The organism is Acinetobacter sp. 3657, assembly GCF_031456775.1.
Classification (GTDB): Bacteria; Pseudomonadota; Gammaproteobacteria; order Pseudomonadales; family Moraxellaceae; genus Acinetobacter.
Genome location: NZ_JAVDVH010000001.1, coordinates 586177 through 600445 on the forward strand (window position 1 = coordinate 586177; position 14269 = coordinate 600445).

Consider the following 14269-nt stretch of genomic DNA (forward strand, 5'->3'; position numbering starts at 1 on the left):
ACTTTATTTGTTAGAGAATAAAATTTATGAGCTATAAACGATCATCTTTAATGCAAGAGCGAATGGAGCAAAATCGTAAGGCGATTTTGAGTTCGGCGAGAAAATTAATTTCAGAAGGAGGCTTTAAAGACGCGCAGATACAAACAATTGCTGAGCAAGCAGGCGTTTCAAGTGGTCTGGTTTATCGCTACTTTGACAATAAAAGTCAGGTGCTGATTGAAGTTTTGTCAGAAGCCATCAATACCGAACTTTTGGTGATTGATGCAATCACAGAAAGTGATCTGACTGCAGAACATAAATTGCACAAGGCCGTTGCGACTTTCGTCAAACGAGCATTGAACAGTCCGCAGCTTGCGTATTCACTTATGTTTGAACCCGTTGACTCTTCGGTTGAGCATGAGCGTTTTCGGGTGAAGCAGTTGATTAAACAGAGTGTGATTAAAATCCTTGCGGATGGAAATGCAAGTGGTGAGTTTGTGTTAGAAGACCTAAATACCACGGCACTGTGTGTGGTTGGTGCCATGACTTTTGTGGTGGTCGAGCCTTTAGACCCAGCTCAACATACAAAGTTTGATCAGCAACACAAGGACTATTTTTCAAAACAGATTGCTGACTTTTGTGTGGATGCCGTACGGAAAAAGTAGAGCATGCACAACCCGTAAAATTACAAAATAGGCAGATTGAAGAGTAGTTGCAGTAACAACAATTAGAGCGAAGAGAATTACAAAGAATCAAGGAGAATGATTCAATGCAACACGTACAATTAAGCTATGCCTCTGGGCCAAGTTCGCAACCCCTGTTGGGGATGACGATCGGAGAGAAATTTGACCAAGCTTGTCAGCAATATGCCGAGCAAGAGGCAATTGTGAGTTCGCATCAGAACAGACGGTTAACCTATAAAGAGCTGCACGATGAAGTAAATGCATTTGCATGCCGTTTGCTTCAGCTTGGTTTGAAAAAAGGTGATCGATTAGCGATTTGGTCTCCAAACTGTGTGGAATGGACAGTCACTCAGTTTGCTGCTTTTAAAGCAGGGATTATTTTAGTCAATCTAAATCCAGCCTATAAAAGCCATGAACTCGAATATGTGTTAAATAAAGTCTCATGCAAAGGACTGATCATCGCGTCACAGTTCAAAACCACAGATTACCAAGAACTGCTCACCAGAATCGCGCCTGAGATCAGCTTCTGTACAGATAAAGTGATTCATTCCGAACGACTACCATTCTTAAAATTTGTGATCAAAATTGATGAGCAGCAACACATAGGAATTCATCGTTTTAGTGATCTTATCGTCGCACCGACACAAGAACAGCTCGAACAATTACAGTTAGTCGCGCAACAACTGCAATTTGATGAAACCATTAATATCCAGTTTACATCAGGCACGACAGGCAATCCGAAAGGCACGATGCTCACTCACCATAACATTTTAAATAATGGTTATTTTGTCGGTGAGGGTATTGGTTTAACCCCACAGGATAAAGTCTGTATTTCTGTGCCATTGTTTCATTGTTTTGGCATGGTGATGGGAAATTTAGCCTGTATCACACATGGTTCAACGATGGTGTATCCGTCTGCGGTATTTAATCCATTAGAAACACTCAAAACCATTCACAAGGAACGTTGCACAGCAGCCTACGGCGTGCCGACCATGTTCATTGCCACTTTGGAACATGAACAGTTTGATGAATTTGATCTATCTAGTCTGCGTACTGGCATTATGGCTGGCAGTCCATGCCCACGTGAAATCATGCAACGTGTGATTGATCGAATGCATATGTCAGAAATCACCATTTGCTATGGCATGACAGAAACTTCCCCCGTCAGTGTACAAAGCTCGGTCAGTGACAGCATTGATAAACGCGTTAGCACTGTTGGTCATGTCCACCCACATGTTGAAATCAAAATCGTTGATCCAGAAGGACAAATCGTTCCACAGGGTACTTTAGGCGAATTATGTGTCCGTGGTTATTCAGTGATGGCAGGTTATTGGGGCGAAGAAGAAAAAACCCGTGAAGTAATCGATGCTGCTGGCTGGATGCATACGGGTGATATCGCGGAAATGGATGCTGATGGCTTTGTCAAAATCAAAGGACGTATAAAAGATGTGGTGATACGAGGCGGTGAAAATCTATTTCCAAAAGAAATAGAAGACTTTTTGTATACCCATCCAGATATCAGCGATGTTCAAGTCATTGGTTTACCAGATACTCGCTATGGTGAGGAGCTGTGTGCCTGTATCATTCTACATGAGCATCATCAGAGCGATGAAGATGGTATCCGTAGCTTCTGTAAAGCACATATTTCTCATAATAAAGTGCCACGTTATGTCAAATTCTTTAATGAATTTCCAATGACAGCGTCAGGTAAAGCACAAAAGTTCAAGTTACAGGAAATTATGCGTGCTGAGCTTAATTTAACAGGAACGGTATTCGACTAAATGATGTTTTACATTCGCTAGAAAAAACACCATTTTAAAAGCCGTAAAAGTAAAGGATAAAACAAAATGGCAAAAGATTTCAGTAGTCCGAAAGTCGTTGAAGAATATGATCAACATATCCGTAAATTAATTCCGGGTTATGAAATCATCCATCAACAGGTGGATGCCATTTTACAATCAGCATTACCGCCACACGCGCACATCTTAATCGTTGGCTGTGGCACAGGCTATGAACTGGAATATCTACTCAAAAGGCATCCGAGTTGGGAGTTTACAGCAGTCGATCCCTCATTCACCATGCTTGAAAAAGCCCAGAAATTGGTCGCTGATTTAGGTCGATCCGCTCAAGTAAGATTTGTACATGGTGAAACCTCTATTTTACCTGATCACGCCTATTTTGATGCCGCACTTTCTATTTTGGTTGCTCATTTTATTGCTGATGAAAATAAGCCCACTTTTTTTAGCGAAATCTATGATCACTTAAAAGAGGATGGGATCTTGCTGACCTACGATTTAATGACTTGTACAGACCCTCAGCAGCTTCAAGCATTACGTTATGTATGCTTGGCACAAGGCTTGACGGAAGTGCAATGTCAGAAAATGTTAGAACGAATGGCACAGGAATTTTTTACGCTTTCCTTCGCTGACTATCAGCAACTGCTTCACAGTACAGGTTTTATGGATGTGCATTCCTATAGCCAAATTTTAATGTATCAAGGATTGATCGCGCAGAAAAAGAGGCGTCAAACGTTTTCTGCACAAGCATCCTAAACACGGACTTGAATCTATGACGGAATAAATATTAAAGGATTCATTTAAACTTATTTTTTACCAAATGGTTAATTAACAGTGGTTTATATCACCGCTGCTAGATCTTTTTGTCTTTAAAAAAGAGTGAGTTTATCAATATAAGTATTTTAAAGGAGGTGAAAACCAAATAAATCAATGTGTTAATGCTTTAAAACAAAAAAATGCGATGCAGTCATGATTTCTGCAAAGGATACAACGCAAACAAATAGCGATCTTAAAACGGTATTTAAGATCAAAAAAGAAGGAAACTTATTTTAATGAAAAAGTTCATACTAACGGTGCAAAAAAGCGTGCTGACGCTGTCCATTGTGGCAGTCATGTCATCTGCTCATGCAGCTTCGGAGAGTGCCGAAATTGCACAGCTTCGCCAAGAAGTACAAGAGTTAAGAGCAATGTTGCAACATTATGTACAGCAACCTGCATCGGCACAGCCAGCTAACAATCTAAACGCAGCAGCTTCGCCAGTAGCCAAGCAAGCGCCGGCAGCTAAACTAAAATCTGGTGCCGAAGTCAGTCTATATGGTTATATCCGTGCCGATGCGTCTTATCAAGCGAAAGGCGCATCCACGATGTACAACAATATCAGTGGTGTACCACTCAAGGGTACAGCGGAAGCAGCCCAACAAAAAGATCGTTTACATTCAACTGCCAATGTCTCACGCATAGGACTCAATTTCACCACACCAACAACAGCAGGCGATGTGGGCGGAAAATTAGAAATGGATTTCTTTGGTGGCGCTTCACGTGATCAGTTCCGTATTCGTCATGCCTATCTAATGCTTGATAAATGGTTGATTGGTCAGACTTGGTCTACCTTTATCGCACCTGAATACTATCCTGAAACGATTGATGCTGCGACCTATGTGGGCGGCGCATTACAACGCTCTCCGTTAGTACGCTATAGCGATTCTATATCTGCAAATACCAGCTTCGCGTTATCGGTTGAAGATCCAAAATACACAGCCACATCTGATCCGGAAAATAAAATGCGTTTGCCCGCATTTGTTGGGCGCGTAAATCATAAGTTTGAAAATGGTTCGATGCTATCTGGGCGTAGCTTTGTGGCTGAGAAGAAGACCAGCAATGATGATGAATGGGCGTGGGGCATTGGCATCGGGGGCAAATATCAGCTCAGTCCAAAAGCCTTTTTAAAGGCTGATTATAACCACATCAAAGGGAATGGACGTTTCTTGATGTGGACGAATAGTAGTTATGCCATTGATGATCAAAACAACATCCAAACGAATGAATTTGATTCCATTTCGACAGGGATTACCCATCAATTCACTTCGCAGTTCCGTTCAACATTAGGTTATGGCTATATGAAGGCCAAAGACGATAACGCATTTGCGCGTATCCATAAAAATAACCCAGCTCAAAATAAAGAACTATGGCAAGGCTGGATTAACGGCATGTACAACCCATACAAGCCGATTACTTTGGGGATGGAATATGTCTATGGCGAGCGAGAAACATTTGATGGTCGTTCAGGGGCAGATAGCCGTATCAACATGATGGCGAGTTATGATTTTTAATTTAAATAAAACCTTGAATAATATTGTTTTTCTTTAAGGTGCATTATGCCGTTTTAAATATGATGGAAAAATTATCTCATTGAGGAGATGCAGAATGACAACATCTACAGTTAATGTAAATGCAGTAATCGACCAAGCAAAATTTACCCCTTTTCACTGGAGCATTTTGCTTTGGTGCTTATTGATTATTATTTTTGATGGTTATGACCTTGTGATTTATGGCGTGGTATTGCCACTATTGATGCAAGAGTGGTCACTGACCTCAGTCCAAGCAGGAATGCTGGCCAGTACCGCATTATGCGGCATGATGTTTGGGGCAATGCTGTTTGGTGCTTTGGCAGACAAAATTGGGCGAAAAAATGTAATTTTAATTTGTGTCACTTTATTCAGCGGATTTACCTTTTTAGGCGCTTTTGCTTCCAATCCATTTGAGTTTGGTATTTTACGCTTTTTGGCGGGATTAGGGATTGGCGGAGTCATGCCAAATCTAGTTGCGCTCACGTCTGAATATGCACCAAAACGCATCCGCAGTACCTTAGTCGGCACTATGTTTAGTGGTTATGCGATCGGGGGGATTCTCTCAGCATTGATTGGGAGTTATCTGGTCGAAAGTCAAGGATGGCAAATCATGTTTTTGATTGCAGGTATTCCTTTGCTTTTATTACCTGTGATGTGGAAGTTTTTGCCTGAATCTTTAACTTTTTTGGTTAAAACAGGGAAAACTGAACAGGCGCAGAACATTATTCAAAAAATCTCACCTGAACAAGCAATTACCCGTAATACAAAATTAATGCTAAATGAAGAAAATATTCCAACAGGTAGCTCTGTCAAAGGATTATTTCAACAAGGTCGTGCCTTTAATACACTGATGTTTTGGGTATTATTCTTTATGTGCCTACTAATGGTATATGCCTTAAGCAGTTGGTTACCTAAACTGATGCTTGCAGCAGGGTATTCTCTCGGAAAGAGTATTTTATTCCTACTCGCTCTAAATGTCGGCGCAATGATTGGTTCGATTGGCGGTGGTATTCTTTCAGATAAATTCCACTTGAAGCCAGTAATTCTAAGTATGCTCATGGCAGGCGTTGCGGCATTGATTGGTTTAGGATTTAACTCACCAGCCTATGTTTTATATGGTTTAGTGACTGTTGCAGGTGCTGCGACCATTGGTACCTCAATTCTTCTTTATAGCTATGTTGCTCAATATTATCCATTAAGCGTGCGTTCTACAGGAATCGGTTGTGCATCGGGTGTCGGGCGAATCGGTGCGATCGTCGGACCTATTTTAACTGGCTTGTTACTGACCTTAAACTTACCGCACACTATGAATTTCGTGATGATTTCTATTCCAGCGATGATTGCAATCTGTGCAATTTTAAGCCTAAAACGTCATAAATTTGATGAAGAACAACAGGTAGAAGAAGTAAAAACTAATTTAACTGAATCAGGTAATGCTTAACTTGGTTTTTTGATGATTATTCAAATATTAAAGGCACATCAGATACGCTGATGTGCTTTTTTATTTAAGGCACAACCCAAAATATTATAGGGTTTAAAGGTAAATATTTTAAAATGAACTCAATTTCATATAGATAAAAAAAATGCACCTCTTATATGAGATGCATTTTTTAATTCTTATTTTAATTCTTATAACTTAAATTTCGATCGCGACAGCCGTTGCTTCACCGCCACCGATACACAATGCTGCAACACCTTTCTTTTTACCTAAACGCTTTAATGCATAGATCAATGAAAGAATAATACGTGAACCTGTCGCACCAATCGGATGACCTAAAGCGCATGCTCCACCATGGATGTTGACTTTGGTTTCATCAATACCCAACTCATGAATAGGTGCCATTGCCACCATCGCAAATGCTTCATTAATTTCCCATGCATCAACATCCTCAACTGACCAACCCGCACGATCAAGCACTTTTTGAATCGCACCAATAGGGGCAACCGTAAATTCACTTGGATGCTGTGAATGGCTTGAAGTCGCCACAATTTTTGCCAAGACATTTAAACCATTTGCTTGAGCATAATCTTCTGTAGAAAGCACCAAAGCGGCGGCACCATCCGAAATCGAACTTGAATTGGCTGCCGTAATCGTACCGTCTTTACTAAAAGCAGGGCGTAGGGTCGGGATTTTATCGAGATTTGCTTTGAGTGGTTGCTCATCTTGATCAATCACTTCAACACCTTTACGTGTTTTAATTTCAACAGGAACGATTTCTTCTTTGAAATATCCCTCTGTGATTGCTGTTTGTGCTTTTTTTAGTGAAGAAATGGCAAAGTTATCCATTTGTTCACGGGTAAAGCCTTTGGTGTTTGCCATGTCCTGTGCAAATGAACCCATTAAGCGACCTGTTTCCGCATCTTCAAGACCATCTAAGAACATGTGATCTTTGACCTCACCATGGCCCATACGGTAGCCACCACGTGCTTTAGGCAGGATATATGGTGCATTGCTCATCGATTCCATACCACCCGCAACCACAATATTTGCGCTGCCTGCTTTTAGGGTATCCGAAGCGATTAATACCGCTTTCATCGCAGAGCCACATAGTTTATTGATTGTGACAGCGCCTACATGATCAGGAACACCAGCTTTACGCATTGCTTGACGAGCAGGACCTTGACCAATTCCTGCACTCAGCACACAACCAAAAATCACTTCATCCACTTGCTCAGGTCGAATGCCTGCACGTTGAATAGATTCACGAATCACAGCAGCACCCAACTCAGGTGCTGTTAAAGCGGATAGACTACCCTGAAAACCGCCCATCGCGGTACGACTACCTGAAACGATAACAATAGAACTCATTTTTAATATCTCTTAAAATTTATGTTGTGATATAACTGCTCTAGTTGGAACCAGAGCAGAACATTTGATCAAATCAAGCAACTAAGGATTTATTAAAAATTAAAGGTACACCGGTCACAGCGCGTATTTGCTCAAGTGTCACATCTTTCGCCAGCTCAATCAGCTCAACACCTTGTGGTGTGATATCCATTACACCTAAGTCGGTGATGATGCGATGCACCACACCTTGACCAGTTAAAGGGAGACTACAATTCGGTACGATCTTTGGCGTACCATCTTTTGCACAGTGTTCCATCAGAACCACAACTTTCTGAACACCGACAACCAAATCCATTGCACCGCCCATACCTTTGACTTTCTTGCCAGGGATCATCCAGTTGGCCAAGTCACCTTGTTCAGAAACTTCCATTGCCCCTAATATTGCAATATTGACATGACCGCCACGGATCATGGCGAAAGATTCAGAACTAGAGAAAAAAGCTGCGCCAGCACGCGCCGTAATGGTTTGCTTTCCAGCATTGATTAGATCGGCATCAAGTGTATCTTCAGTTGGGAATGCATCAATACCGAGTAAACCATTTTCAGATTGCAACCAAACATTCATATTTTCTGGAATATAATTGGCAACAAGGGTAGGTAAGCCAATGCCTAAATTCACATAAAAGCCATCTTCGAGTTCTAGTGCAGCACGTTGTGCCATTTCATTACGTGACCAAGCCATTTTATACTGCCTCCATGCTTAAGGTTTTTTGTTCGATACGTTTTTCAGGTGAAGCATTCAAGATAATGCGATTTACATAGATGCCCGCCAAATGAATCTCATCTGGATCTAATTCACCAATCTCGACAACATGTTCAACTTCGGCGATGGTGATTTTCCCAGCCATTGCACACTCAGGATTAAAGTTCTGCGCGGTTTTACGGAACACCAAATTACCTGCTTTGTCTGCTTTGTAGGCTTTTACCAACGCAACATCAGCCGTAAGTGATTCTTCTAAAATATAGTTTTTACCGTTAAAGTTACGCTGCTCTTTACCTTCAGCGATCAATGTGCCTACACCTGTTTGGGTATAAAAAGCAGGAATCCCAGCACCACCAGCACGTAATTTCTCAGCCAAAGTACCTTGTGGGGTAAGTTCGACTTCAAGTTCACCATTGAGATATTGGCGTTCAAATTCTTTATTTTCTCCTACATAAGAGGAGATCATTTTTTTGATTTGTTTTGTTTGTAGTAAAATCCCTAAACCAAAGTCATCTACACCTGCATTATTAGAAATACAAGTCAGACCCGTTGCACCACTTTGTTTAACCGCCACAATTAATTTTTCAGGAATTCCGCATAAACCAAAACCGCCTACAGCAAGTGTTTGGTCATTGGCAATTACATCTTTGAGCGCTGCCTCTGCGCTGCTATAAACCTTATTCATTCTCTTGTTTTCCTACTATCCCTTAGTGTCTTTATTATTAGCACTTGGCTTTAGGGTATAGAAGTTGATTTTTCTTAAGGATTAATGAGAAAAATTAATAAATAACAATTTAGACAAAATAGAAAACCGCCATGAAAACTGTACTAAATATAGCAATCGTTTGTTTTATATTAATAAAATTATATTTATCAAAAATATCATTAGAAATAGAGTTGCTGAGTTATTAATAATTTAAAATTTATGATTGACTAAAGTCTCAATAAATTGCTCTGAAATATTGGATATTTCAAAATTCTTCTTATAGATGATTCCCACTGTTTTATGGATAGTATCAGCTTGTAACTCAAGCAAAATATTTTGTTCTAAATCGATATGTTTGGCAAAATGACGCGGAATCGCACTCACACCTATGCCGAGAGCAACAAAGCTTGAAAGAGAAGAAATTTGATGGCATTCAATTTTCAAATCCAATGTCATATTGTTGCGCAAGCAATTCTGTTCAATCAAATGGCGGACGATTGAAGGCTTTTGTAAGGTAATAAAAGGATTGGAAAAAAGTTGTTGCCAAGTGATAGCGGCAGAACCAGCTAAGGCATGATTTTTAGGCAATAAAGCGAGGAAATCTTCCTCAAATAAAGGTTTAAATTCTAGACCTTCAGTCAGATCAGGTTCAAAACATATACCTAACTCAAAAATACCATCTTGCACTTTTTCAATAATAGTTTCATTCGGAATATCATGGATGGAAAAGTTGAGGTTTGGATGAAGCGATAAGAACGCATGAATCACCTCGGGCAAGATTGCATGGGTGACAAATGGCATTGAAGCAATGCTTAATGTGCCGCGGTTCAATTTAAAGCGCTGTTTGACATCATTTTCCATCTCATCCCAATTTGCGAGTAATTTCTTTGCATAGGGAATCAGTGATTTTCCTTCCTGAGACAATTCAACACGGCGTGTATTTCGATTGAATAACTTGCCACCTAATTCTTCTTCTAGACTTTTAATGGAAAGACTCAGGGCAGATTGACTCAGGTGTAACTCAAGAGAAGCATTGGCATAATTTAAGGTACGAGCAAGTGCCAAAAAGGCTTTTAATTGCTTAAGTGTCATGTCTTTCCTTGAATTAAACCCATCCAAGGCAATAATGTATCGTAAAAATGAGCTGAATGTTATTTTAGGAATTGTTTTTTCAAAGAATGGTGGATAAATAGACTCAATAAAAACTCCCACCATCAGAAAATAGGGGAGTTTGATTCAAAAATTAGAAAAATTCGGTTTTCTCTAAAATTAAACTTTTAATTTCTTAAGCCCACGGCTCACACCATTTTGTAGTGCGACTTTAATGATTGCGCCAATAAACGGAACTCGACCTTTAAACATAATCGTATAATCCAAACGACTACGGTTATTGCCCAGATCAGTAAACTTCATCACACCGCGATGATCTTTGATCGGTGCAATGCCACTGGTAATCGCATATTCAATCCGTTCATTTTCGATGTAGACCAAATTTGTTTCGACAAATGATGGTGTCAATGGAATAGATAACTTACGTGCTGAACCCACACCATTACGCGCATCCTTGCCATCACTGAGACGAGTCACTTTTGCTGGTGCGAAAATTTTATTTAGATTTTCGTGCTCACTGAGGGTCGCGAAAACCTTTTCGACAGGCGCATTGAATTCTTGGGTTATCTTGACTTGTTGCATTTTTAGCATCTCAATTCCTTCTTTTAATTTGACATGATGTATTGTCATTTTTGAAATAGTAGCATGCTTTGAAAGACTCAGGAATTTTCCTTTGTCGGAAATTTGAATAAAGTTTGATGAAGATAATTCAACAAATCTGAGATATGTAAGGGAATATGCTTGTTCAATCCAACAAAATTGTGAATACTCATCCCATAAAATTCAGGCTGTAAGATTATCTTTTGGGGTTAGGCAACCACTGTGAAAACATATCCATTTTCTCGTTTACAAAAAGCATTATTGGCAGTTGGCTCATTTTCATGTCTAGGGCTTAGCTCAACAGTCGCACATGCAGAAAATGAAAATAATACACCACGTCTCCCGACCATTACCGTGGCTGCACAAGTAGAACAACCCATATATCACCAGCCAAAAGTGAATTTATCGGGTTTTACTCAGCAAAATCTTATAGAAATTCCTGCATCCATCAACACAGTCACAGCAGAACGCATTGCAGATCAGCATGCTAAAACACTTACCGATGTCGTAAAAAATGATGCGGCAGTCGGTGATGGCTATGCACCAATTGGCTACTATCCAAACTTTGTCATGCGTGGCTTTGCGTTAAATCTCGGTTCAAGCTATTTACTGAATGGTAACTTGCTACGAGGGGAACAAAATGTGGCGCTTGAAAACAAAGAGCAAGTCGAAATCCTAAAAGGCATAAGTGCGATTCAAAGCGGTATGTCGACACCAGCTGGTGTAGTCAATTACGTGACTAAACGTCCGAAAGATACTCGTTCTATTACAGTCGAAGCAGACAGTCATGGTGGCAGTCGTGTCGCGACTGACTTGGGTGGTTTTGTCGGTGAAAATCAGAAATTTGGTTATCGAGTTAATCTGGCTACAGAAGAAATCCATCCTTATGTTGAGCATACCGATGGTAAACGTTTATTTGGCGCTTTGGCTTTAGACTGGAACATTTCAGATCATTCAAAACTAGAATTTGATATCGAATCACAGCGCCAACGTCAACGTTCTGTCGCGGGTTATCAATTACTTGATGGAAAAACCGTACCTACTGGCGTTGAATGGGATCGCTTACTTGGCTATCAAAGCTGGAGTAAACCTGTCACCAATGAAAGCCTCAATGCCAGCTTAAAGTATAGTCATCAAATCAATCAGAATTGGGCTGCAAACCTGTCTGCATCACAAAGTCGTGTCGTGGTCGATGATTATTCGGCATTTCCATGGGGCTGTTACAGTGAAATATGTGAGACTACAGGCTTAGGCAATAGTTTTGACCAAAATGGGAACTATGATATTTATGATTTCCGCAGCCCTGATGACAGCTACCTGACCAATCAATTTAAAGCAGGATTAAACGGTAAATTTAATACGGGATCTTGGCAACATAAGCTGAATGTTGAATTGTCACAGACCTACAAACGCCGTGCCCAATATGATGCAATGAATGAGCTGGTGGGCACAGGTAACATCTACAGCAATACAGTAAACTATGAGCCTACAAATGTAGCTCTAGGTAATCGATATAAATCTTTAGATAGTCAGCAAACGGCTCTCAACTTGCTCGATCAGATTGATTTTAATAATACTTGGTCAGTTTTAGTGGGTGGAAAACTGCTGCATTTAGATGAAAAAGCTTATGATGCTGAAGCTAATACTATCCGTAATACGGACTTAAATCGATTCTTACCTCAGTTCGCGCTGATGTTTCAGCCTTGGGAAAATACCCATCTCTATGCGTCTTATGCCAAAGGCTTGAGCGATGGTGGACAAGCACCGTGGTTTGCCAATAATGCCTACGCAACTTTAGCGCCTGTAAAATCAGCCCAGTATGAATTGGGGATTAAACAACAAGTGCAGAATTTGCTGTTCACTGCTGCATTATTTGATTTGAAACAAGATAATCAATATACCGATATTTCAAATGATTTTGTCGCCAATGGTCAACAACACAACCTTGGCATGGAACTAGGCGTACAAGGGCGGCTAGGGCATAGTCTAGACATGATATCGACTTTAGCGCTTACTCGTTCACGCTTGAAGGATATAAATGCCTCAGATTATCAAGGGCATCAAACTCAAAATGTACCGAAAGTGCGTTTAGCCAGTTATTTGTCTTATCAAGTGCCGCAAGTAGATGGATTACGCTTGTTAACAGGCATGCAATACAGCAGTAGTAAATACGCCAATAAATCAGGTACAGCGAAAGTATCTGGTTATACAGTATTTAATGTCGGCACTGCCTATAACTTCCGTGCTTATGGGTATGACAATACTTTGAGATTTAATGTTGATAATGTATTCAATAAAAAATACTGGCGAGATGCAGGTAGCTTCTTTGGGGATGATTATTTATTCCTTGGTGCGCCACGTACCGCGCAGTTGTCTTGGAATGTGAGTTTTTGATTTGATTCAGATATTGCTATACCCTGAATAATTCAGTTAACTTTAATCTCAACATAAATATATATAATTAAAGGTTTTTTAGCCATCGGGGTTGGATGTGGAAAGTGATAAAACTGTTTTTAAGTTTCTTACTTCTTCTATTGGACTACGACCAAATAGACGTTTAAATTCTCTGCTAAATTGAGAAGCACTTTCATATCCAACTTTTCTTGCAGCGCTTTCAGCACTTACGCCTTGTCTGACCATCATTAATCTTGATTTATGTAATCGAATGGCCTTGATATATTGAATTGGAGAAGTAGAGGTAACTGTTTTAAAATACATATGAAAAGCAGGAATACTAAGATTAGTCTGTATTGCTAAAGTACTAACATCTATTTTTTTATCATAATTTAAATGAATGTACTGTAACGCGTTAGCAATCTTACCAAAACTACTATTCCTTAATAAAACTTCTCTAAGTCCATTTCCTTGTTCATTGCTAAGAACTCTATAAAGAATTTCTCTGTATATAGAAGGTCCTAAAACTTTAGCATCAATAGGAGAGGTTAGTGACTTTATCAAACGAAATACTGCATTTTCAAAATTCTCATCTACAGGACTAGAATATAACGCACTAGGAGGAGAGCTAGATGGCACAGAGTCTACAGGAAGATTTGTTATCAGTTCGGTCAATATCAAGGGATCAATGTGGAGTATAATGCCTAGCAAAGGGTTATCAGCCGTTGCTTCTGCCTCAACATTAAAAGGCAAAGGAATAGAGACCACAAGATAATTATTAGCATCATAAATATATTGTTTATCATTATAAAAACCGCATTTACGTCCTTGTAAAATAATTACAATACTAGGCTCATAGAAGGTCGACATGCATGTCAATGCACTATTCGAACGAATAAATGTGACATTTTTAAGTAATGACTCTGTAAATCCTTCCGAAGAAGCTAACTGATTTATTAAAGACAACATTCGCTGCTGTGAATTAAGGGTGAAGTTAGTGCTCATTCTTGAATTCCACATCCAGTTTTAAATAATTAAAAATACGAGTAATTTTTTCTTTAAGCAAGTTATTGATTACTTTTAGGCAAGCATTGAATACGAA

At 39.8% G+C, this 14269-nt stretch carries 12 protein-coding genes; 6 read left to right on the forward strand and 6 right to left on the reverse strand.

The annotated features are described in order from the left end of the window. The first annotated feature begins 26 nt into the window (after positions 1-26). From J2Y37_RS02655 to J2Y37_RS02675, 5 genes are all read left to right on the forward strand, one after another. Positions 27-644 (forward strand): TetR/AcrR family transcriptional regulator, encoded by a 618-nt coding sequence (locus tag J2Y37_RS02655; RefSeq protein WP_004671136.1) that lies wholly within the window; start codon positions 27-29, stop codon positions 642-644. Between the two features lie 104 nt (positions 645-748). Further along, positions 749-2443, forward strand: coding sequence for an AMP-binding protein (locus J2Y37_RS02660; protein ID WP_349031767.1), 1695 nt, complete (start codon positions 749-751; stop codon positions 2441-2443). Between the two features lie 66 nt (positions 2444-2509). Continuing rightward, positions 2510-3214 carry a class I SAM-dependent methyltransferase gene (locus J2Y37_RS02665; RefSeq protein WP_349031768.1) on the forward strand — a complete coding sequence of 235 codons (705 nt, stop codon included), beginning with the start codon at positions 2510-2512 and terminating at the stop codon, positions 3212-3214. A 296-nt stretch (positions 3215-3510) separates the two neighbouring features. Further along, entirely contained in the window at positions 3511-4788 is a 1278-nt protein-coding gene (locus J2Y37_RS02670; RefSeq protein ID WP_349031769.1) for a DcaP family trimeric outer membrane transporter, read from the forward strand. Between the two features lie 94 nt (positions 4789-4882). After that, a complete protein-coding gene (locus J2Y37_RS02675; protein WP_241322437.1) occupies positions 4883-6247 on the forward strand; it encodes an MFS transporter in 1365 nt (454 codons plus the stop codon). 195 nt (positions 6248-6442) lie between these two features. On the opposite strand, the gene J2Y37_RS02680 is transcribed toward J2Y37_RS02675, so the two are convergent. The 5 genes from J2Y37_RS02680 to J2Y37_RS02700 form a co-directional block, all read right to left on the reverse strand. Next, the gene (locus J2Y37_RS02680; RefSeq protein WP_349031770.1) at positions 6443-7615 is read right to left on the reverse strand and encodes a thiolase family protein; all 1173 of its coding nucleotides are present in this window, start codon (positions 7613-7615) and stop codon (positions 6443-6445) included. 73 nt (positions 7616-7688) lie between these two features. Further along, entirely contained in the window at positions 7689-8336 is a 648-nt protein-coding gene (locus J2Y37_RS02685; protein WP_349031771.1) for a 3-oxoacid CoA-transferase subunit B, read from the reverse strand. 1 nt (position 8337) lies between these two features. Next, positions 8338-9042 (reverse strand): CoA transferase subunit A, encoded by a 705-nt coding sequence (locus tag J2Y37_RS02690; protein ID WP_241322434.1) that lies wholly within the window; start codon positions 9040-9042, stop codon positions 8338-8340. Positions 9043-9273: 231 nt separating this feature from the next. Continuing rightward, positions 9274-10155, reverse strand: a complete 882-nt coding sequence (locus tag J2Y37_RS02695; protein WP_349031772.1) for a LysR family transcriptional regulator — start codon at positions 10153-10155, stop codon at positions 9274-9276. 177 nt (positions 10156-10332) lie between these two features. Continuing rightward, entirely contained in the window at positions 10333-10764 is a 432-nt protein-coding gene (locus J2Y37_RS02700) for an SRPBCC family protein (RefSeq protein WP_004671119.1), read from the reverse strand. Between the two features lie 231 nt (positions 10765-10995). Here J2Y37_RS02700 and J2Y37_RS02705 point away from each other — a divergent pair, with 231 nt between their 5' ends. Beyond that, positions 10996-13167 (forward strand): TonB-dependent siderophore receptor, encoded by a 2172-nt coding sequence (locus tag J2Y37_RS02705; protein ID WP_349031773.1) that lies wholly within the window; start codon positions 10996-10998, stop codon positions 13165-13167. Positions 13168-13245: 78 nt separating this feature from the next. Here the strand turns inward: J2Y37_RS02705 and J2Y37_RS02710 are convergent, their stop codons facing one another. After that, positions 13246-14172 (reverse strand): AraC family transcriptional regulator, encoded by a 927-nt coding sequence (locus tag J2Y37_RS02710; RefSeq protein WP_349031774.1) that lies wholly within the window; start codon positions 14170-14172, stop codon positions 13246-13248. Between the last annotated feature and the right edge of the window lie 97 nt (positions 14173-14269).

What these genes read in the sequence shown, in the direction of transcription:
- J2Y37_RS02655 (WP_004671136.1), top strand. Translation starts at nt 27, where the DNA reads ATGAGCTATAAACGATCATCTTTAATGCAAGAGCGAATGGAGCAAAAT.
- J2Y37_RS02660 (WP_349031767.1), top strand. Translation starts at nt 749, where the DNA reads ATGCAACACGTACAATTAAGCTATGCCTCTGGGCCAAGTTCGCAACCC.
- J2Y37_RS02665 (WP_349031768.1), top strand. Translation starts at nt 2,510, where the DNA reads ATGGCAAAAGATTTCAGTAGTCCGAAAGTCGTTGAAGAATATGATCAA.
- J2Y37_RS02670 (WP_349031769.1), top strand. Translation starts at nt 3,511, where the DNA reads ATGAAAAAGTTCATACTAACGGTGCAAAAAAGCGTGCTGACGCTGTCC.
- J2Y37_RS02675 (WP_241322437.1), top strand. Translation starts at nt 4,883, where the DNA reads ATGACAACATCTACAGTTAATGTAAATGCAGTAATCGACCAAGCAAAA.
- J2Y37_RS02680 (WP_349031770.1), bottom strand. Translation starts at nt 7,615, where the DNA reads ATGAGTTCTATTGTTATCGTTTCAGGTAGTCGTACCGCGATGGGCGGT.
- J2Y37_RS02685 (WP_349031771.1), bottom strand. Translation starts at nt 8,336, where the DNA reads ATGGCTTGGTCACGTAATGAAATGGCACAACGTGCTGCACTAGAACTC.
- J2Y37_RS02690 (WP_241322434.1), bottom strand. Translation starts at nt 9,042, where the DNA reads ATGAATAAGGTTTATAGCAGCGCAGAGGCAGCGCTCAAAGATGTAATT.
- J2Y37_RS02695 (WP_349031772.1), bottom strand. Translation starts at nt 10,155, where the DNA reads ATGACACTTAAGCAATTAAAAGCCTTTTTGGCACTTGCTCGTACCTTA.
- J2Y37_RS02700 (WP_004671119.1), bottom strand. Translation starts at nt 10,764, where the DNA reads ATGCTAAAAATGCAACAAGTCAAGATAACCCAAGAATTCAATGCGCCT.
- J2Y37_RS02710 (WP_349031774.1), bottom strand. Translation starts at nt 14,172, where the DNA reads ATGAGCACTAACTTCACCCTTAATTCACAGCAGCGAATGTTGTCTTTA.